19 protein-coding genes are annotated in these 19001 nt (G+C 65.1%); 12 read left to right on the forward strand and 7 right to left on the reverse strand.

Annotated features, from left to right (window positions below):
* The first annotated feature begins 168 nt into the window (after positions 1–168).
* The 7 genes from FJW06_RS28095 to FJW06_RS28130 all read left to right on the forward strand — a co-directional run bounded on the left by FJW06_RS28095 (position 169) and on the right by FJW06_RS28130 (position 7477).
* Positions 169–1659, forward strand: coding sequence for a replicative DNA helicase (locus FJW06_RS28095; RefSeq protein WP_140756673.1), 1491 nt, complete (start codon positions 169–171; stop codon positions 1657–1659).
* A gap of 251 nt (positions 1660–1910) precedes the next feature.
* Positions 1911–3314 carry a DNA repair protein RadA gene (gene radA / locus FJW06_RS28105; RefSeq protein WP_140756675.1) on the forward strand — a complete coding sequence of 468 codons (1404 nt, stop codon included), beginning with the start codon at positions 1911–1913 and terminating at the stop codon, positions 3312–3314.
* Between the two features lie 42 nt (positions 3315–3356).
* Positions 3357–4034: a CvpA family protein gene (locus FJW06_RS28110; RefSeq protein WP_140756676.1), complete on the forward strand. Its 678-nt coding sequence runs from the start codon at positions 3357–3359 to the stop codon at positions 4032–4034.
* A gap of 114 nt (positions 4035–4148) precedes the next feature.
* The gene (gene purF / locus FJW06_RS28115) at positions 4149–5630 is read left to right on the forward strand and encodes an amidophosphoribosyltransferase (protein WP_140756678.1); all 1482 of its coding nucleotides are present in this window, start codon (positions 4149–4151) and stop codon (positions 5628–5630) included.
* Positions 5631–5653: 23 nt separating this feature from the next.
* On the forward strand, positions 5654–6397 hold the full coding sequence (locus FJW06_RS28120) for an SDR family NAD(P)-dependent oxidoreductase (RefSeq protein ID WP_140756680.1): 744 nt from the start codon (positions 5654–5656) through the stop codon (positions 6395–6397).
* Between the two features lie 76 nt (positions 6398–6473).
* Entirely contained in the window at positions 6474–7115 is a 642-nt protein-coding gene (locus tag FJW06_RS28125) for a hypothetical protein (RefSeq protein ID WP_140756682.1), read from the forward strand.
* 137 nt (positions 7116–7252) lie between these two features.
* The gene (locus tag FJW06_RS28130; protein ID WP_041008353.1) at positions 7253–7477 is read left to right on the forward strand and encodes a hypothetical protein; all 225 of its coding nucleotides are present in this window, start codon (positions 7253–7255) and stop codon (positions 7475–7477) included.
* A gap of 141 nt (positions 7478–7618) precedes the next feature.
* Here FJW06_RS28130 and FJW06_RS28135 read toward each other — a convergent pair whose 3' ends face one another.
* A complete protein-coding gene (locus tag FJW06_RS28135; protein ID WP_140756684.1) occupies positions 7619–8125 on the reverse strand; it encodes an OsmC family protein in 507 nt (168 codons plus the stop codon).
* A gap of 151 nt (positions 8126–8276) precedes the next feature.
* Between FJW06_RS28135 and FJW06_RS28140 the strand changes: the two genes are divergently transcribed.
* The 3 genes from FJW06_RS28140 (at position 8277) to FJW06_RS28150 (ending at position 11753) form a co-directional block, all read left to right on the forward strand.
* Positions 8277–9773 (forward strand): peptidase S10, encoded by a 1497-nt coding sequence (locus FJW06_RS28140; protein ID WP_140756686.1) that lies wholly within the window; start codon positions 8277–8279, stop codon positions 9771–9773.
* 128 nt (positions 9774–9901) lie between these two features.
* The gene (locus tag FJW06_RS28145; RefSeq protein ID WP_140756688.1) at positions 9902–10798 is read left to right on the forward strand and encodes a DMT family transporter; all 897 of its coding nucleotides are present in this window, start codon (positions 9902–9904) and stop codon (positions 10796–10798) included.
* Between the two features lie 37 nt (positions 10799–10835).
* Positions 10836–11753: a DMT family transporter gene (locus FJW06_RS28150; protein ID WP_246674897.1), complete on the forward strand. Its 918-nt coding sequence runs from the start codon at positions 10836–10838 to the stop codon at positions 11751–11753.
* Between the two features lie 182 nt (positions 11754–11935).
* On the opposite strand, the gene FJW06_RS28155 is transcribed toward FJW06_RS28150, so the two are convergent.
* Positions 11936–12790, reverse strand: a complete 855-nt coding sequence (locus FJW06_RS28155; protein ID WP_140756690.1) for a LysR substrate-binding domain-containing protein — start codon at positions 12788–12790, stop codon at positions 11936–11938.
* A 112-nt stretch (positions 12791–12902) separates the two neighbouring features.
* Here FJW06_RS28155 and FJW06_RS28160 point away from each other — a divergent pair, with 112 nt between their 5' ends.
* The gene (locus tag FJW06_RS28160; protein WP_140756692.1) at positions 12903–13310 is read left to right on the forward strand and encodes a 4-oxalocrotonate tautomerase family protein; all 408 of its coding nucleotides are present in this window, start codon (positions 12903–12905) and stop codon (positions 13308–13310) included.
* A 30-nt stretch (positions 13311–13340) separates the two neighbouring features.
* Here the strand turns inward: FJW06_RS28160 and FJW06_RS28165 are convergent, their stop codons facing one another.
* Together FJW06_RS28165 and FJW06_RS28170 are read right to left on the reverse strand one after the other, a co-directional pair.
* On the reverse strand, positions 13341–13847 hold the full coding sequence (locus FJW06_RS28165) for an RES domain-containing protein (protein ID WP_140756694.1): 507 nt from the start codon (positions 13845–13847) through the stop codon (positions 13341–13343).
* Positions 13844–14329 (reverse strand): antitoxin Xre/MbcA/ParS toxin-binding domain-containing protein, encoded by a 486-nt coding sequence (locus FJW06_RS28170; RefSeq protein ID WP_140756696.1) that lies wholly within the window; start codon positions 14327–14329, stop codon positions 13844–13846. The genes FJW06_RS28165 and FJW06_RS28170 overlap by 4 nt, the downstream gene beginning before the upstream one ends.
* Positions 14330–14500: 171 nt before the next feature.
* Between FJW06_RS28170 and FJW06_RS28175 the strand changes: the two genes are divergently transcribed.
* Positions 14501–16723 (forward strand): AMP-binding protein, encoded by a 2223-nt coding sequence (locus tag FJW06_RS28175; protein WP_140756698.1) that lies wholly within the window; start codon positions 14501–14503, stop codon positions 16721–16723.
* Between the two features lie 5 nt (positions 16724–16728).
* On the opposite strand, the gene FJW06_RS28180 is transcribed toward FJW06_RS28175, so the two are convergent.
* From FJW06_RS28180 to FJW06_RS28195, 3 genes are all read right to left on the reverse strand, one after another.
* Entirely contained in the window at positions 16729–17472 is a 744-nt protein-coding gene (locus FJW06_RS28180) for a phosphatidylcholine/phosphatidylserine synthase (protein WP_246674901.1), read from the reverse strand.
* Between the two features lie 75 nt (positions 17473–17547).
* Positions 17548–18339, reverse strand: coding sequence for a phosphatidylserine decarboxylase (locus FJW06_RS28185; RefSeq protein WP_140756702.1), 792 nt, complete (start codon positions 18337–18339; stop codon positions 17548–17550).
* 119 nt (positions 18340–18458) lie between these two features.
* Positions 18459–18800: an antibiotic biosynthesis monooxygenase gene (locus FJW06_RS28195; RefSeq protein WP_140756706.1), complete on the reverse strand. Its 342-nt coding sequence runs from the start codon at positions 18798–18800 to the stop codon at positions 18459–18461.
* Positions 18801–19001 lie beyond the last annotated feature (201 nt).

Consider the following 19001-nt stretch of genomic DNA (forward strand, 5'->3'; position numbering starts at 1 on the left):
CTATCTTTTTCCTCTTCGATTCGAGTCAATGACCATTCTTTCCACGAGAAAATTTTAGCTGTGAATCGCGAGTATCAAGGCCGGTTCGAAACCCAGTGTTGCATATAAGTCAGCACCGGCTTGTCCAGTTCTGATATCGAGGAAGCGGGATCGGAATTCGGGGAGATCATGGCAGAAGCAGCGCGAAAACTGGGCGTCGCCGAGCAACCGCTTTATCGCGAGGCCCCGAACAACATCGAGGCCGAGCAGGCGCTGCTCGGCGCCGTCCTCGTCAACAACGACGCCTTCTACCGCGTCTCCGATTTCCTCAAGCCGGCGCATTTCTACGAACCGCTGCACCGCCGCATTTTCGAGGTCGCGTCCGAGCTCATCCGCATGGGCAAGATCGCGACGCCGATCACGTTGAAGACCTTCCTGCCGGCCGACGAGAAGGTCGGCGACATGACGGTGGCGCAATATGTAGTGCGGCTTGCCGTCGAAGCCGTCACCGTCGTCAACGCCACCGACTATGGCCGGGCCATCTACGACCTCGCCACGCGCCGCGCGCTGATCACCGTCGGCGAGGACATGGTCAACATCGCCTATGACGCGCCGGTCGACATGTCACCCTCCGAGCAGATCGAGGACGCCGAGCGGCGGCTGTTCGAGCTCGCCGAAACCGGCCGCTACGATGGCGGCTTCGAGAGCTTCAACGATGCGGTCAAGACCGCCGTCGACATGGCCAATGCAGCCTATATGCGTGATGGCCACCTGTCCGGCATCTCCACCGGCCTGCGCGACCTCGACCGCCGCATGGGCGGCCTGCAGCCCTCCGACCTGATCGTGCTCGCCGGCCGCCCGGGCATGGGCAAGACATCGCTTGCCACCAATATCGCCTTCAACATCGCCGAGGCCTATGTGCCGGCGCAGCAGGCCGACGGCACGTTCAAGGCCGCCAATGGCGGCGTCGTCGGCTTCTTCTCGCTGGAAATGTCGTCGGAACAGCTCGCCACCCGCATCATCTCCGAGCAGACCGAGATTTCGTCGTCGAAAATCCGTCGCGGCGAAATCACCGAGATGGATTTCGAAAAACTCGTGGCCTGCTCGCAGACAATGCAGAAGATCCCGCTGTTCATCGACCAGACCGGCGGTATCTCGATCGCGCAGCTCTCCGCCCGCGCGCGTCGGCTGAAGCGCCAGCGCGGCCTCGACCTCATCGTCATCGACTATATCCAGCTGATGCAAGGCTCCTCCGCCCGCGCCTCGCAGAACCGCGTGCAGGAAATCACCGAGATCACCACAGGGCTCAAGGCGCTCGCGAAGGAACTCGGCGTGCCGATCATCGCGCTATCGCAGCTGTCGCGCCAGGTCGAAAGCCGCGACGACAAGCGCCCGCAGCTCTCGGACCTGCGCGAATCCGGCTCCATCGAGCAGGACGCCGACGTGGTGCTGTTCGTCTATCGCGAGGAATATTACCTCAAGAACCGCGAGCCGAAGCTCGGCACCGAGGAATACGTCAAGTGGGAAAACGAGATGAACGAGGCACGCGGCAAGGCCGAGGTGATCGTGGCCAAGCAGCGCCACGGACCGACCGGCACCGTCAGCCTCGCCTTCCACGGCGAATTCACTCGGTTCTCCGATCTGGCCGAGGAGCATCACCTGCCGGAGAGGTTTGAGTAGGCGCTTGCTCGGGACCATAGCAAAAGTGATGAGCGTCGGCGCTTCACGGCGCCCCCCTCTGTCCTGCCGGACATCCCCCCCACAAGGGGGGAGATTGGCTGCCGCCTTCGCCGGCACTCTTTTCTACAACGTTGAAAATTGGCGAAAGCCGTTGTGCCGTCCGATCTCCCCCCAAGTGGGGGAGATGTCCGGCCGGACAGAGGGGGGCGCGAAGGAACGCGGCGTCCGCCCAGAGCCAAAAAGGTAACAGCGTGGCCAAATCCCGCGTTCAGTTCATCTGCCAGAATTGCGGATCGGTGCATCAGCGCTGGGCCGGCAAATGCGATGCCTGCGGCGAGTGGAACACGCTGGTCGAGGAAGGCACCGCCGGCGGCATCGGCTCGGGGCCGGCGAATACGCGCAACGCCCGCAAGGGCCGCGCCGTGGCGCTCACCAGCCTGGCCGGCGACATCGAGGACGCGCCGCGCATCGTGTCCGGCATCGGCGAGCTCGACCGCGCCACCGGTGGTGGCTTCGTGCGCGGCTCGGCGCTGCTGGTCGGCGGCGATCCGGGCATCGGCAAGTCGACGCTTTTGACGCAAGCAGCGGCGGCGCTCGCCTCGAAAGGCCACCGCATCGTCTATGTCTCAGGCGAGGAAGCCGTCGCGCAGATCCGGCTGCGCGCGCAGCGCCTCGGCGTCGCCTCGACGCCTGTCGAGCTCGCAGCCGAGACCAATGTCGAGGACATCCTGGCGACCATCGCCGACGGCAGGCGGCCGGACCTCGTCATCCTCGATTCCATCCAGACGCTGTGGACCGATCTTGCCGATTCGGCGCCGGGCACCGTCACCCAGGTGCGCGCCGCTGCGCAGGCGATGATCCGTTACGCGAAATCCACAGGCGCCGCGATCGTGCTCGTCGGCCATGTCACCAAGGAGGGCCAGATCGCCGGCCCTCGCGTCGTCGAGCACATGGTCGACGGCGTGCTGTATTTCGAGGGCGAAGGCAACCATCACTTCCGCATCCTGCGCACGGTGAAGAACCGTTTCGGGCCGACCGATGAGATCGGCGTGTTCGAGATGTCGGACAAGGGCCTGCGCGAGGTCTCCAATCCGTCGGAGCTTTTCCTCGGCGAACGCCACGCAAAGTCGCCGGGCGCCGCCGTTTTCGCGGGCATGGAAGGCACAAGGCCGGTGCTGGTCGAGATCCAGGCGCTGGTCGCGCCCTCCTCGCTCGGCACGCCGCGCCGCGCCGTCGTCGGCTGGGACGGCGCGCGGCTGTCGATGGTGCTCGCCGTGCTGGAGGCGCATTGCGGCGTGCGCTTCGGCCAGCACGACGTCTATCTCAACGTCGCCGGCGGCTACCGGATCTCGGAGCCGGCGGCCGATCTCGCGGTCGCCGCCGCGCTGGTTTCGTCGCTCACCGGTCTTGCCCTTCCCGCCGATTGCGTCTATTTCGGCGAAATCAGCCTATCGGGCGCGGTGAGGCCGGTCGCGCATGCGCAGCAGCGCCTCAAGGAAGCCGAAAAGCTGGGTTTTGGAAGCGCGGTGCTGCCGCTCGGCAGCGAGGAAGTTGCCGGGGGGATCGGGGCCGGCGCGTTCCAGCCCACCGAGCTTGCCGACCTTGTGGCGCGCATAGCCGGCTCACGGCGCAGCCGTGCCGACGACGATGAGTGATGCGGCTCGTCGGGCCGTAGGACAGGAAGTGGGGCGAGGACCATGCCGATTACGCTGCTTGACGGAATTCTCGTCGGCTTCACCCTGGTTTCAGCCATGCTCGCCATGGTGCGCGGCTTCTCCCGCGAAGTGCTGTCGGTGGTTTCCTGGGCGGCGGCGGCGGCGGCGGCGTTCTTCTTCTACAAGCCGGTCCTCCCCTACGTTCAGCCCTATATCGACAACGACAAGATCGCGATGGCGGCTTCCGCCGGCGTCGTCTTCCTCATCGCGCTGATCGTCGTCTCGGTCATCACCATGAAACTCGCCGACTGGATCATCGATTCGCGCATCGGCGCGCTCGACCGGACGCTCGGCTTCCTCTATGGCGCGGCGCGCGGCATCCTGGTCGTCGCGGTGGCGCTGCTGTTCTTCAACTGGCTGGCCGGCGCCAAGGCGCCCGCCTGGATCGCCAACGCCAAGTCGCGGCCGTTGCTGGAGACGATCGGCGCCAAGCTCGAAAGCGTGCTGCCCGAGAACACCGAGGAACTGGTCAACAAATACACGCATAAGGGCGCGCCGCAGGCCGGCGCTCCGGCCACCACCGACCAGCCGGCGGCTGAGCCTCCGGCCGCCGGCGATGACAACGCGCCGGCACCCGACGACAGCGAGGGCGAGGCACCGGCCGACAACGAGCCGGCTCCAGCGCCTGCCCCGGCTCCCGCTCCAGCGCCGGCAAACTGAAATCCAGGCCAGCCATGGCGCTGGCCTGAGGCATTTTGTGAATGCCTGACGACGCGCGTTGCGTTCGGCGAGCGATCGCCTTATATGGCGGCTTTAGCGGAGCTTGAGCACCAAATGGCAGACTCAACGGCAGATAGAGGCAAAGTCCTTTCCGCCGAGGCCGACGATCATTTCCACGACGAATGCGGCGTATTCGGCATCTTCGGCCGGCAGGATGCGGCGGCCATCGTCACGCTCGGCCTTCATGCCCTGCAGCATCGCGGCCAGGAAGCGGCCGGCATCGTCTCCTATGACGGCACTCAGTTTCATGTCGAACGCCATGTCGGCCTGATCGGCGATACCTTCACCAAGCAGCGCGTCATCGACAGCCTGCAAGGCAACCGGGCCATCGGACATACGCGCTACGCCACCACCGGCGGCGCCGGCATTCGCAACATCCAGCCCTTCTTCGCCGAGCTTGCCGAGGGCGGCCTGGCGGTCGCCCACAACGGCAACCTCACCAACGCGCTCACCGTGCAGCGCGTGCTCCAGAAGCAGGGCTCGATCTTTTCCTCGACCTCCGACACCGAGACGCTGCTGCACCTGATCGCGACCAGCAAGGAGCGCGATTTGAACTCGCGTTTCATCGACGCGGTACGCCAGGTCGAGGGTGCCTTCTCGCTGGTGGCGATGACGGCCAAGAAGATGATCGGCTGCCGCGATCCGCTCGGTATCCGCCCGCTGGTGCTGGGCGATCTCGACGGCGCCTGGATTCTCGCTTCCGAAACCTGCGCGCTCGACATCATCGGCGCCCGCTTCGTGCGCGACATCAAGCCCGGCGAGATGGTGGTGATCACCTCGAAGGGGATCGAGAGCATCTTCCCGTTCGAGCCGCAGAAGACGCGCTTCTGCATTTTCGAATATGTCTATTTCGCGCGGCCGGATTCCTCGGTCGAGGGCCGCAATGTCTACGAGGTGCGCAAGCGCATCGGCGCCGAGCTCGCGCAGGAAAGCCCGGTCGACGCCGACATCGTTGTGCCGGTTCCGGATTCCGGCACGCCGGCTGCGATCGGTTTTTCCCAGGCCGCCGGCATTCCCTTCGAGCTCGGCATCATCCGCAACCACTATGTCGGGCGCACCTTCATCCAGCCGGGCGATTCGATCCGCCATATGGGCGTCAAGCTGAAGCACAACGCCAACCGCCGCATGATCGAGGGCAAGCGCGTGGTGTTGGTCGACGATTCGATCGTGCGCGGCACCACCAGCCAGAAGATCGTCCAGATGGTGCGCGACGCCGGCGCGAAGGAAGTGCATATGCGCATCGCCTCGCCGCCGACCAGCGCATCCTGCTTCTACGGCGTCGACACGCCGGAGAAGTCGAAGCTCTTGGCATCGCGCATGTCGGTCGAGGAGATGGCGGAATTCATCCGTGTCGATTCGCTCGGTTTTCTCTCCATCGACGGGCTCTACCGTGCCGTCGGCGAAGCGCGCCGCGACAACGACCAGCCGCAATTCTGCGACGCCTGCTTCACTGGCCAGTACCCCACCCGCCTGCTCGACTTCGAAGGCCACGACAATGTGCGCACGCTGTCGCTGCTGGCGAGTGGCGGGTCGTAATCGCACTTTACGGAAATTCCTGAATGACTCTCGACCTTTCCGGCCGCGTGGCGGTCGTAACCGGCGCTTCGCGCGGCATCGGCTATTTCATCGCCAGGGAGCTGGCGGCGGCCGGCGCGCATGTGATCGCGGTGGCGCGCACAGTAGGCGGGCTGGAAGAGCTCGACGACCAGATCAAGGCCGACGGTCGCGGCCAGGCAACGCTGGTGCCGCTCGACCTCACCGACATGCCCGGCATCGACCGGCTGGGCGGCGCGATCCACGAGCGCTGGGGCAAGCTCGACATATTGGTGGCCAATGCCGGCGTGCTCGGCGTCATCTCGCCGATCGGTCATGTCGAGGCCAAGACCTTCGAGAAGGTGATGACCGTCAACGTCACCTCGACCTGGCGGCTGATCCGTTCGGTCGACCCGTTGCTCAGGCTCTCCGACGCCGGCCGCGCCATCATCATGACCTCCAACGCGGCCCATTCGGCGCGCGCCTTCTGGGCGCCCTACGCGGCCTCCAAGGCCGCCGTCGAAACGATGATGCGCTCCTGGGCGCATGAGACCGAGAGCCTGCCGTTGAGGGTGAACGCCGCCGATCCGGGCGCGACCCGCACCGCGATGCGCGCCCAGGCCATGCCCGGAGAGGATCCGGAGACGCTGCCGCATCCGTCCGAAATCGCCAGGCGCATCGTGCCGCTGGCAAGCCCGGACCTGAAGGAGACGGGCCTGATCTTCCAAGCCAAGCACAACCGCTTCGTCGCCTACCGGCAGCCGGAATAAAAGAAGCTCAGACCGGATTAAACCGGGCTCCGGCAACGTTCTTCGAATGCAAGGCATTCGAAACCGGAGGACCGACATGCGTAGACCCATTCTCGTTGCCGCCATCGCCGCAGCCGCGGCACTTGCCGCATCTGCTGGCGCAGCCCTCTCGCAAGACAAGACCATGAGTTTCTTCGTCACCAGCGTCGGCTCCGACAAGGGCGCCGATCTGGGCGGACTGAAGGGCGCCGATGCGCATTGCACCTCGCTCGCGGAAGCGGCCGGTGTCACCGGCAAGACTTGGCATGCCTATCTTTCCTCCAGCACCGAGGATGCGCGCGACCGCATCGGCAAGGGCCCGTGGTTCAACGCCAAGGGCGAGAAGATCGCCGACGATGTCGCCTCGCTGCACAGCGACGCCAACGCCATCACCAAGCAGACGGCGCTGACCGAAAAGGGCGGGACGGTCAACGGCCGCGGCGACACGCCCAACCGGCACGACATGCTGACCGGCTCCAAGCCCGACGGCACTAGGATCGCCGACCAGACCTGCGGCGACTGGACGATGAGCGGCGCCGAGGGTGCCGCCATGATGGGCCATCACGACCGCACGGGGCTCGACGATTCTGCTGCGGCGAAGTCGTGGAATTCCTCGCATGCCTCGCGGGGCGGCTGCAGCCAGGCGGCGCTCAAGGGCACCGGCGGCGACGGCCTGTTCTACTGCTTCGCGGTCGAGTGAGCCCGAAGCCCGATCGGTCTGTTCACGGGTCTGTGAACGGGGCAGGGAAAGCGTGTGCCGCCGCCCTGCTTTCGCCATGCCGAGGGAGTTGCTAGGATCGATCCGACTCCGACATTCGAGCAAAGTGAGGAATACCCATGGCTGCCACCCCCAGCGTAGCATTGGTCTGGTATCTGGTGATCGCCGGCCCGCAAGGCGGCATGGTGGTGCTGCCCAGCACCTTCGACACCCGCGAGCAGTGCACCAACGCCATCACCGAATACCAGAAGCAGCCGACGCCGCAGGGCTGGGCCGTGCAATGCGTGCCGAGCGCCTCGCCCTTCACCGACGAAGGGGATGCGGAGACGCCGTCGGCGCAGTAGGACTGCCCCTCACCCGGCCTCCGCTTCGCACGGCCGATCTCTCCCCGTTGGGGAGAGGAGGTTATCAACATCGGCGCCAAACCGCTTCTCCCCACCGGTGAGAAGGTGGACGCGTAGCGGCCGGATAGGGGGCGTCGCGCTTCAGCGCCCCGCGCTCAGGCTCAACGCCGGCTTGTTGTTGATCGTCTGGAACACCACGCAGTAGCGCTCGGTGAGCTTCACAAGCGAATCGATGCGCTCTTGCGGCTCGTCGGTGTCGAGGTCGAATTTCAGTCTTATCTCGCGGAAGCCGACCGGCGCGTCCCGGGCGACACCGAGCGTGCCGCGAAAATCGAGGTCGCCCTCGGCCTCGACAGTGGCGTTGCCGAGCTTGAACTCCAGCGCCGTCGCCACCGCTTTCAGCGTCACGCCGGCACAAGCGACCAGTGCTTCGAGCAACATGTCGCCGGAGCAGAGCTCGAGGCCCGAGCCGCCGGTGGCCGGATGAAGCCCGGCAATTGCGAGCGCCCTGCCCGTCTCTACCTTGCAGGCGATCGACTGGTCGTCGAGCGTGCCGCGGGCTCTCAGCGTGATCAGCGCTCGGGCGGCGTCCTCGCGATAGGCGTCCTTCAACGGGGCCTGCATGGCCTTGAGTGCGGTTGCGTCCATTGTGTTGTCCTTCCGATACGTCTTTGACGCCTTGATAGCACTGATATGCCGGCAGGACAGAGGGGGGAGCGAAGGATCACCACGTTTGCGATTGTTGCTTTGACTTCACACGCCCAGGCCATACTTATTCGAGACTATCAGCGGAGCCCTCATGCGATCCAAGCTCGTCCCCCTTATCCTCCTGGCGCTCGCCATCTTGGTGCAGCCGGCGCTGGCCGAAACACCGGAACGGCCGGCTCCGACCGGCGGCGTGCTGTCGCTCCTGCCGCCGCCGCAAGTGACCGAGCATTCGATCACGCTTGGCGGGCGCAAGCTCGACTACCAGGCCAAGGCCGGCACGCTGTCGCTGCTGTCTGGCAAGGGCGAGGTCACGGCCGAGATCTTCTATGTCGCCTACACGCAGCAATCGCCCACCCCGGCGAAGGATCGGCCGATCACCTTCGTCTTCAACGGCGGCCCCGGTGCCGCTTCGGCCTATCTGCATCTCGGCGCCATCGGACCGCGCATCGTCGAGACCGCCGCCGACGGCGAGTTCCGGCGGCCGCCGCAGAAGCTCATCGACAATTCCGACAGCTGGCTCGACATGAGCGATCTCGTCTTCGTCGATCCGGTCGGCACCGGCTACAGCCGTGAAGCGCCGGGGCACGAGCCGAAGGAATTCTGGAGCGTCGATGCCGACGCCAGCTCGGTCGGCGCCTTCATCCGGCTCTATCTGGCGCAGAACGGCCGCACCGGATCGCCGCTCTATCTCGCCGGCGAAAGCTATGGCGGCTTTCGCGCCGCGCTGCTTGCCCGCACGCTGCAGGAGGATGTGGGCCTGAGCCCCAGCGGCATTGTGCTGATCTCGCCGGCGCTGGAGTTCATGCTGGTGCGGCCCGACCAGTTCGACCAATTGCACTGGGCGCTGGAGCTGCCTTCGCTGGCGGCGACGCGGCTCAAGGGCGACGGCGTCAGCGGCGACGCGTTGCGCGACAGGCTGGCCGAAGTCGAGCATTACGCGCTCGGCGATTACCTGACGGCGCTGAACAGCGGGCTGGAGCAAGGCGGAAAGCTCGCCAGCGGGCGCGTATCGGAGATCACCGGCCTGCCGCTCGACCTCGTCCAACGCAATTTCGCCCGCATTCCCATCGGGCTCTTTGCCAAGGAATTCCAGCGCACCACGGGCAAGGTGCTCAGCCCCTATGACGCCACCATCGGCACCGCCGACATCGCGCCGCAAAGCGCGCATGAGGCCGGCCCCGACCCGGTGCTCGACCGCAGCGTTCCGGTGCTGACTTCCACTTTCGTTGCCTATGTCCGCGACGAGCTCAACTACCGCACCGATGTCAGCTATCGGCTGCTCAATGGCGAGATCAGCCGCAACTGGGATTACGGCACATCGGGCCAGGGCTATGCCGGCGTGATGAACGACCTGCAGCGGGCGCGTTCGCTCAACCCTGCCCTGGGCGTCGTCATCGTCAACGGCTATACCGACCTCGTCACGCCCTATCTCGCCTCGCGCTATCTGGTGAATCAGGTTCCCTCTCTCGGCGACGCCAAGCCGATCCGCCTCGACGTCGTCGAGGGCGGCCACATGATGTATCTGCGGCCGGACGGGCGGCGCGCGCTGAAGGATGCGGCATCGGAGCTCTTCCAGGCGACGCAGTAGCCCCCGACCGGCCCCGGCAACGACCTGCGCCAACGCAAGCGCCGCGCTGGAGCAGCGCCGTGCAAGCTTTCGCCCCTATAGCTGGAGCAACGGTCCCGAACCGCCTCACGCAAACACGCTGAAACCGCATGGCCGAAATCGTCGTCCTGGAAAGCCGCGAAGGGGTGCTGGCCGGCATCCTGTTCACGGCCGCCGCCTATTTCCTGTTTTCGGCGCAGGATGCCTCGATCAAGCTCCTGGTCGTCGGCATGACGGTCTGGCAGATCATGTTCGTCCGCTCGATCACCGTGCTCCTCGCCTGCGGCGCGATCGGAGGCAAGCGGTTGTTTACCGACACGATCGTTTCGCCGATCGTCAGGCCGATGCTGGTGCGCAGCGCCTTCACGCTCGCCGCCTGGCTCTGCTACTACAACGCCGCCCGCTCGCTGCAACTGGCCGAGCTCACCACCATTTATTACGCAGCACCCATCATCGTCACCGTGCTGTCGGTGCTGATCCTGGACGAGACGGTGCCGCTTTTACGCTGGCTGGCGGTGTTCATCGGCTTTGTCGGCGTCTTCATCGCCTGCGACCCGACGCGGCTCGGCCTCTCCATGCCGGTGCTTCTGGTGCTGGCGGCGGCCGTGCTTTGGGGGATCGCCGTGGTGCTGTTGCGCAAGACGGCGCTGCAGGAACGCACGACGATCCAGCTCGTGCTCAACAACTTCTATTTCCTGCTCTTCTCAGCGGTGCCGGCACTGCTGTGGTGGCGCATGCCCGATTGGCGGCAGCTTCTTTTGCTTGTCAGCGTCGGGGCACTCGGCGGGGTGGCGCAATATGTGCTGTTCGAGGGCATGAAGCGGGCGCCGGTGTCGATCATCGCGCCCTTCGAATACACTTCGCTGGTCTGGGCCTTCGCGCTGGGCTACGTCATCTGGGGTGACGTGCCGCGCGCGGAAGTGTTCATGGGCGCGGCGCTGATCGTCGGCGCCGGCCTGCTCATCGTCGGCAACGAGCATTTCCGCAGACGGGAGCACGCCTCATGACAGATGGCTGTCAGGAGCAACTGGGTAGGCTGGCGCCATGACGGACGCGCTCGACATGCCCGAAAAGCTTACCCCTGCCACCGCCGACGTGGCGGCCGAGCGCACGCTCGGCATCATCCTGGTGTCGGCCTCGGCAATCGCCTTCGCGCTCACCGGCGTACTGACCAAGTCGATCCATGCGGATCCGCTGACGATCACCTGCTGGCGCGGTTTTTTCGGCTCGATCCTGATCAGCTTCTATGTGCTGTGGCGGCGCCGCCGCTCGGGCGGGCGCGAGAGCCTGAAACTCGGCTGGCGCGGCTGGCTGCTCGCGGTCGAGGGTGCTGCCGCCAGCGTCGCCTTCATCTCGGCCTTCAAATTCACCTTTGTAGCCAATGTCGCGGTGATCTATGCGACCTCGCCCTTCATCGCCGCGCTTCTGGCTTTCCTTCTGGTGCGGGAAAAATTCCGGCTGCCGACGATGATGGCAGCGGCCGTGTCGCTGTGCGGCGTCGCCATCATGGTGGGCGCCGGCCTCGGCAGCGGCCATCTGTTCGGCGACGGGCTGGCGCTTTTGATGACCACGGGCAGCGCGCTCTACATGATCATGGTGCGCGCCTTTCGCGACTCGCCGGTCGTCTGGGCCGGCGCGGTCTCAGCCTTCCTGCTCTTCGTGCTCGGCTGGTTCGTCGCCGATCCGCTGGCCGTCTCGACGCGCGACGTGGTGCTGCTTGCCGCCTTCGGCTGTTCCTTCGCCCTGGCCTCGATCCTGTGGACGGAGGGCTCGCGGCTGATCCCGTCGGCCGAAGCCGGGCTGCTCGGCTCGGCCGAAGTGCCCTTCGCCATCCTGTTTGCGCTGCTGTTCCTCGGTGAAGTCCCACCCATCGCCAGCGTCGTCGGCGGCGCCATCGTGCTTTGCGCGGTTTTCGCGCATGCCGGGCGCGACTGGCTGAAGGCGAAGTCGGCGGCCTCGTAAAAATAATTTGCCAGTCACGGAACCATCATCCGGCTCAGGCATTGTTAGATCGACGGGTCACCCCCAAGTCCCCCCAAACCCCTCGACCCGTCCGACTAGAAGCCGACCCGCAAAAAGGTCGGCTTTTTCTTTGGGAATTGTTTGTTCCGGGGAACTCCCGGGAAATGGCGCGGCAATTTTGTTCAGGACGGCAGGGCCAATCCGTCGCTGAGAAGCTCCGCCAGGTCGCGCGCCGGGAGGGCGGCTTCGCGGCCGAGCCGGATGGCGAAATCGGCCACCGGCAGCGGCGGGAGCTCTAAATCGGCGGACGCCTCGACGATGCCGGAATGGGCGAAGCGCCGGGTGCGCGGCGTCAGGGCGATGCCGGCATTGACCGCGCTGCGCAGGCCGGCCAGGCTGGCGCTGCCGGCGGCGATGCGGTAGCGGCGGCCGGCAGCATCGAGTGCATTGAGCGCGGCCTCGCGGAAGCCGCAATAGGGATCGAGCAACGCCAGCGGCACCGCTTCCTGCCCCGTCGCCAGGCCTTTTTCCGAGCAAAGCCAAAGCATCGGCTCGCTGATCAACGCCACTTCATCCGGCGACGGGGCATGGCGCATGGTGATCGCGAGGTCGAGTTGGCCCGCTTGCAGCGCCGACCCGAGCTCCAGAGAGCGGCCGACGCGCAGTTCGATCCTCACACGTGGATGGCTGGCGGCGAAGGCTCTGAGCAAGTCCGGCAGCCCGTGGTCGGCGAAATCCTGCGTCGTGCCGATTGAGACGCGGCCGCCGGCGCGCGCGCCTTTCAGCGCCAGCCACGCTTCGGTGTGGGCGGCAAGGATGCGCCGCGCGTGGCCGACAAGGTCCTCGCCGGCCGGCGTCAGCCCGCGCCCCCTGCCCTTGGGGGTGAGCAGCGGCTCGCCGACGATCTCTTCCAGCCGCTGCATCTGCGCGGTCACCGCCGACGGAGTGCGGCCGACAGTCGACGCGGCGTTAGCCAGCGAGCCGCCATCGACGAAGGCGAGGAAAGTTTTCAAGAGATCGGGATCGAGCCTCTCCACACTTCGACAGTATCGAAGTTTTTCTCAAAAACAATTCGATTTTATTGAAAGAAGAACAAGCCCATATCTCTGCCACCGAAGCCGCGACGGGCGAAATCAAAGGAGAGAGAAAATGCCGATCATCAATATCAGCATCACCGGCAAGCCCGACGCCAAGCTGTCCGCAGCGATCGCCAACAAGGCCACCGACATCACCGCGAAGCTGTTGCACAAAGATCCGACGATCACCGCGGTCGCGGTCAACTACATCGATCCGCAGCACTGGTTTGCGGGCGGAAGGTCGCTGGCCGAGCGGGGCACCAGCACATTCTGGCTGGATATCAAGGTGGTCGACGGAACCAACACCAAGCTGGAGTTGGAGGCTTATCTGAAGGCGATCTTCGAGGCTTTCGGCCAGCTGCTGGGCGGTGTGCATGAGGAAAGCTATGCCTTTGTGCACGAGGTGCCGGCCGCAGCCTATGGCTATGGCGGCAAGAGCCAGGAGTTCCGGTTCATAAGCGGGAGGCTGAAGGCGGCGTAAGGATGTTCCTCCACCCGCCAGGACGATACGCTATCCCGCGGGAGGATGAAGCCTGGTATCCAGCGCGAAATCCTCCTGCAGATACGGCTTGTAAAGGCCGCTCGCCCGGACGGGATCGAACACCAGGTTCCAGCTATGCTGAGACACAGCGCTCGGAATCAGAAACAAGGGGTGCTCCGCCAGCAGACCGTCGCCAAACTGCTGCTGCCCCGCGCTTGGAATGCCTGGCCGAAGCCAGTTCGCGTTTGGAATGTCACCGATCTCCACCACATGAATTTGCGAAGAATCGGCGATCTCGAATGCCGTCAGCACGTGGCGGACCGTATCGAGCGTGCGAAATCCTTTGTGTACAGCCACTTCGAGAATAGCGGTCGAGGGGTCGATGGATGCATAGACGGCCCTGACGCCTTTGCTGTTCCACCTTCCTCCAAGTTTGAAGGCTCCCTCGCCGCTGTCCCAGCTCGCCTGAAAGCGTTTGTGATCAAGTCTCCAGCCGAGGACTTCTCCCGCCCCAAGAGAACCCGGCAAAGGCGTCACGCGTAGACACCATAATCAAGCCGTTCGAGGAATTCCTGTACAAGGATAGTGCCCGCCGCCGTGGCCAAGAGATCGATCGGTCGCCGGTTGTCCAAGCCCATGGCGGGCTCGATCATCCATTTCTCGGCTGCTTCCTGAGTGCCAAGGACGGACGTAGCCTTGGTGAGAACCCTGGCGAAATTCCAGGTCCTTGAGCCCTGCTCGCGGTTGAGCGTCCGGGAGCGATCCGATTTGTGCCGCTGAAATGTCCGCTCGCTCATGCCGAATGCCGCCTCGAAGGCATCTGCTTCGATGACGGTCAGTTGCCTGACGAGGCTTTCCAGAGCCTGGCTTGGAATTCCATGCAGGATCATTTCATGCGCCTCGAGCGGGCTGGATACCGAGGATCCAAGAACCTTCGGCCCGCCGAACAGGCCGACCAGCCGTTCGAACTCCGGCTCCATGTGCGGTGCTTCGGCAAACCCCGCCGGGAAACTGGCCATGCTCACTTCTCCGTCACGTGTCATTTTATTTACGACACGCGTCGGAGCTTTTCAAGCGGAGATCGAGGCAGTGCTTCAGCCCGCATTGACCTTGCCCGCGCTTCCGCTACCCTCTGCCACCAAAGCGGCCGCTCAAGAGCCGCGCCCTGGAGGAGACTGGGAGAGAGCGGCATGATCCTGACCCTGGCGCTGCTGGCGGGCCTTGTGTTCGCCTGGCTGCTGATTGCGGTGATCGAAAGGTTCCGCCTCGACCTGCGCTTCACCCAGGCGCTGCTCTATGTACCGTTCAAGCTCGCCTATCGCATCGCCGACAATCGCATCCGCATTGCCCGCAGCGCCAAGACGCCGGTGATCTATGTGGTCTGGCACCAGTCGCGTATCGAGCCGGCGCTGATGCTATCCCTGCTTCCCGACGACACGCTGCACATTCTGGACGAGGCCTCGGCGCGCTCGCCATGGCTGGAGCCGTGGCGCGAGCTTGCCCGCACCATTGCCTTCAATGCCGAGCATGTTTTCGTCAGCCGGCGGCTGGTGCGCGTGCTGAAGGGCAAGGGGCGGCTCGCCGTCTATCTGCCCGACCACGTCGAGCCGGACGTCAAATCCTTCCGGCTGTTTCGCGCCATCACCCGAATCGCCATGCAGGCCGATGCCCGCATTGTGCCGATCTTCGTCTCCTGCACGCGCGATCTGCCCGTTTCACTGACGCCGAAGGAGAAGGCACCGCGCCACTGGTTCCCGCGGCTTTCGGTGAGCGCGCTGGAGCCAATGACCATAGCCGAGCTGGTGGCGCGCAACCCGGACATGGCCTCCAACACCAACGCGCTGTTCGACCGTTTCGCCGAGGCCCGGCTCTACGGCACAAACCTCGACCGCGGGCTGTTCCTCGCCATGCGCGACGCCGCCGATCGCATCGGCCCTTCGCGCCCCATCATCGAGGACGTGATCTCCGGCTCGCTCAGCTATCGCAAGCTGTTCATCGGCGCGCGTGTGCTCGGCCGCCATTTCGAGGCGGCGACGGCGCCTGGCGAAGCGGTCGGCGTGCTGTTGCCCAACGCCAATGGCGTGGTGCTCACCTTCGTCGGCCTGATCTCGGCGGGGCGCGTGGCGGCGATGATCAACTACACCGCCGGCCCGGCCAGCGTGACCGCGGCGATCCGCACCGCCGTGATCCGCACCGTGATCTCCTCACGCGCCTTCATCGAAAAGGCCGGCATCGACGACGTCGTCGCCGCGGTCGAGGCGGGCGGCGCCAAGATGCTTTGGCTGGAAGACGTGCGCGCCAGCGTGACGACCCTGGACAAAGTCGTGGCCGCGCTGTTGTGGCGCCTGCCTTTGCAGCGGCAGCAAGCGTCGAAGCCAGCCGTCATTCTGTTCACCTCTGGCTCGGAAGGCACGCCGAAGGCGGTGGTGCTGTCGAACCGCAACCTGCTCGCCAATGTCATGCAGGCCGAGGCGCGCGTCTCGGTCTCGCCGGTCGACACGCTGCTCAACGTGCTGCCGGCGTTTCACTCCTTTGGGCTGACCGGCGGCACCATCCTGCCGCTGGTGCTGGGGGTAAAGCTGTTCCTTTACCCCTCGCCGCTGCACTACAAGATCATCCCCGAGATTGCCCGCAAGGTGAAGCCGACGGTGATGTTCGGCACCGATACCTTCCTCGCCAACTATGCCCGCACCGCCAAGGACGGCGACTTCTCCAGCCTGCGCTTCGTCGTGGCCGGCGCCGAAGCGGTCAAACCGGAGACGCGGCGCACCTACCGTGACCGCTTCCAAGCCTCGATCGTCGAAGGCTTCGGCCTGACCGAGGCGGCGCCCGTCGTGGCGGTGAACACCGCCATCCATGGCCGCGACGGCACGGTCGGGCGGCCGCTGCCGGCGATCCGCGTGAAGCTGGAGCCTGTCGAAGGCATCGCCGACGGCGGCCGGCTGTGGCTCGACGGGCCGAACATGATGATGGGCTACATGAGCGCCAACCGGCCCGGCGAATTGCAGCCGCTGGAAGGCTGGCACGACACCGGCGACATCGTGTCGATCGACCGCGAGGGCTTCATCACCATCCGCGGGCGGGCAAAACGCTTCGCCAAGATCGCCGGCGAGATGGTGTCGCTGGGCGCCGTCGAGATGCTGGTGCAGTCGCTATGGCCGGAAGAGCGCCACGCGGCGGTTGCCGTGCCCGACAAGCGGCGCGGCGAGCGCATCGTTCTGGTCACCACCGCCGACGGCGCCAATGCCGAGGAACTGCGCCAGTTCGGCAAGAAGGCGGGCGCTGCCGAGCTGATGGTGCCCAACGACATCATCAAGGTGGAAGAAATACCGGTTCTGGGCTCCGGCAAGACAGATTACATCTCGGCGCGCAAGCTGGCGATCGACAGGTTGGGACTGAGCGCGGCGGCGTAGGCGCGCTACCCGATATCCGATGGCGGCACCTTCTCGCCTTCGCGCATGGCGCGCTTCGAATAAGCGCGCACCGAAAACGGCAGAAACAGCAGGTACCCGGCGACCGAAGCGGTCAGCGTGTACCAGGGGTAGGTCATCAGCAGAAGAATGTAGAGCACGACGCCGAGGATCACCGGCAGCACCCTGTCGCCCGGCACCTTGACGCTCTTGCCGGAATAGACCGGCAGTCGGCTGACCAGAAGGAAGGCGATGAGCACGGTAAAGCCGGTGGCGACGAAGGCGGCCGGTCGGGTGGGCTCCAGCCCGAGCCGCAGGAAATAGAGATAGAGCGGCAGCATGACCAGCACCGCGCCGGCCGGGGCCGGCACGCCGACGAAATACTCGGTCTGCCATGCGGGCTGGTCGGTGTCGTCGGCCAGCACGTTGAAGCGGGCAAGCCGCATGCCGCAGGCGATGGTGAAGAGAAGTGCGGCGATCCATCCCGGCGAGCCGGCGCGGTCGAGCAGGAAGGCATAGAGCACCAGAGCCGGCGCCACGCCGAAATTGACGATATCGGCCAGCGAATCCATCTGCGCACCGAATTTCGAGGTGGCCTTCAGCATACGCGCCAGCCGCCCGTCGATGCCATCGAGGAAGGCGGCGAGCAGCACCATGACCACCGCGATCTCGAAGCGGTTCTCGAAGGCGAAGCGAATGCCCGAAAGGCCGGCGCAGATGGCAAGGACCGTGACCAGGTTGGGCAGCACCATGCGCATCGGGATCTCGCGGATGCGCGGACCGCCGCTGGCATGGGCCTCGAACTTCTTGAACGGCGCGCCCAACGCTCAGGAAATCCTGACCAGTGGCGTGACCGCCGTGCCGCCAAACTCCGCAAGCACCGTCTCGCCGCCCACCGCCGTCTGGCCAACCGCGACGCGCGGCACGGCATTGGACGGCAGGAAGACATCGACACGCGAGCCGAAGCGGATCAAGCCGAAACGCTCGCCGATGGCGATCGTGCCGCCGGTCTCGGCCCAGCAGACGATGCGGCGCGCCATAAGGCCGGCGATCTGGACGGCAGCAATGATGCCGTTCGGGCTGTCGATGACCAGCCCGTTGCGCTCGTTCTCGGAGCTTGCCTTGTCGAGCTCGGCATTGAGGAATTTGCCGGGCTTGTGCTCGATACGCGTGATCCGCCCGCGCACCGGAGCGCGGTTGATGTGGCAGGAAAACACGTTCATGAAGACCGAGATGCGGGTCATTTCGCCCGGGCCCAGGCCAAGCTCGCCCGGCGGCACGGCCGGCCCAACCGCCGAGATCACGCCATCGGCCGGGCTCACCACCAGCCGGTCGTCGACCGGCGTGACGCGCTCGGGATCACGGTAGAAATAGACGCACCAGGCGGTGAGGATCAGCCCGATCCAGAACAGGACCGAGGAGAAATAGCCGAGAAACAGCGTCGCCGCGGCGAAGGCGGCGATGAAGGGATAGCCTTCGCGATGGATCGGAACGAACGTATTCTTGACCGAGTCGAGAAGCGTCATAGGGCTGGGGGCGGTCCCTGTTTCAGGTTGCGCCTCAATAGCGGAAAGCCCCCCTCCCCGCAACGCAACAATATCCAGCGTAATCCCGATCATTGGTTACGTCGGCGGGACAGCACCCCCCTCTGTCCTGCCGGACATCTCCCCCACTTCGGGGGAGATTGGCTATCAGGCCCGCTTTCGTCATCCGTCAGCCCTGGCAGGACATCTACGCCCTACATCTCCGGCACGCGCTTGTAGTTGGCGATGTCGGCCTTGACCCCCAGGCGCGCGATGGTTTCCTGGGCGCTGAAGGCGATGCGCTCATGCGCGGCCTTGACGATCGGCACCACCTTGTCGACGGCGGCCTGGCTTTCCCATTCGACGACGGTGACGAAGTTGAACTCGCCCGGCCCGGAGAACTGCTCGAGCAGGAAATCCTGCACGAAGCCTTCCTGCTGGCGCAGCAATTCATGCGTCATCCTGGCCTTGCTGAGGATTTCATCGCGCGCTTGCGCGGGCACGACGAACTTGTCGACCCGGAACACGCTGCCGGTGCGATGGTTTTGAGTGCTCATTTCGATCTGTCTCCGGTTTGGAAGGTTTGTCTGGCAGGTGGCTCGGAGACGGTTTGCAAGCTCAAGCTAGGTTGAGGTCAAGGGGAAATTGCGAGGCGTTGGAGCGCCAATCTCCCCCCCTTGTGGGTAGGGGAATCGCAGATAAGTCGAATGTCTATTGCCAGGCAGCAAAAGAAGGATTCTTGAGAGGCTTTCTCGAAG

It is taken from the genome of Mesorhizobium sp. B4-1-3 (assembly GCF_006439355.1).
Lineage (GTDB): Bacteria > Pseudomonadota > Alphaproteobacteria > Rhizobiales > Rhizobiaceae > Mesorhizobium.

Bases quoted from the DNA above. Each gene is read 5' to 3' on its own strand.
- FJW06_RS28170 (WP_140756696.1), bottom strand. From the start codon at position 14,329: ATGGCCAGTTTCCCGGCGGGGTTTGCCGAAGCACCGCACATGGAGCCG.
- FJW06_RS28160 (WP_140756692.1), top strand. From the start codon at position 12,903: ATGCCGATCATCAATATCAGCATCACCGGCAAGCCCGACGCCAAGCTG.
- FJW06_RS28185 (WP_140756702.1), bottom strand. From the start codon at position 18,339: ATGATCGGGATTACGCTGGATATTGTTGCGTTGCGGGGAGGGGGGCTT.
- purF (WP_140756678.1), top strand. From the start codon at position 4,149: ATGGCAGACTCAACGGCAGATAGAGGCAAAGTCCTTTCCGCCGAGGCC.
- FJW06_RS28145 (WP_140756688.1), top strand. From the start codon at position 9,902: ATGGCCGAAATCGTCGTCCTGGAAAGCCGCGAAGGGGTGCTGGCCGGC.
- FJW06_RS28175 (WP_140756698.1), top strand. From the start codon at position 14,501: ATGATCCTGACCCTGGCGCTGCTGGCGGGCCTTGTGTTCGCCTGGCTG.
- FJW06_RS28180 (WP_246674901.1), bottom strand. From the start codon at position 17,472: ATGGTGCTGCCCAACCTGGTCACGGTCCTTGCCATCTGCGCCGGCCTT.
- FJW06_RS28125 (WP_140756682.1), top strand. From the start codon at position 6,474: ATGCGTAGACCCATTCTCGTTGCCGCCATCGCCGCAGCCGCGGCACTT.
- FJW06_RS28130 (WP_041008353.1), top strand. From the start codon at position 7,253: ATGGCTGCCACCCCCAGCGTAGCATTGGTCTGGTATCTGGTGATCGCC.
- FJW06_RS28095 (WP_140756673.1), top strand. From the start codon at position 169: ATGGCAGAAGCAGCGCGAAAACTGGGCGTCGCCGAGCAACCGCTTTAT.
- FJW06_RS28150 (WP_246674897.1), top strand. From the start codon at position 10,836: ATGACGGACGCGCTCGACATGCCCGAAAAGCTTACCCCTGCCACCGCC.
- FJW06_RS28195 (WP_140756706.1), bottom strand. From the start codon at position 18,800: ATGAGCACTCAAAACCATCGCACCGGCAGCGTGTTCCGGGTCGACAAG.
- FJW06_RS28110 (WP_140756676.1), top strand. From the start codon at position 3,357: ATGCCGATTACGCTGCTTGACGGAATTCTCGTCGGCTTCACCCTGGTT.
- FJW06_RS28135 (WP_140756684.1), bottom strand. From the start codon at position 8,125: ATGGACGCAACCGCACTCAAGGCCATGCAGGCCCCGTTGAAGGACGCC.
- FJW06_RS28120 (WP_140756680.1), top strand. From the start codon at position 5,654: ATGACTCTCGACCTTTCCGGCCGCGTGGCGGTCGTAACCGGCGCTTCG.
- FJW06_RS28140 (WP_140756686.1), top strand. From the start codon at position 8,277: ATGCGATCCAAGCTCGTCCCCCTTATCCTCCTGGCGCTCGCCATCTTG.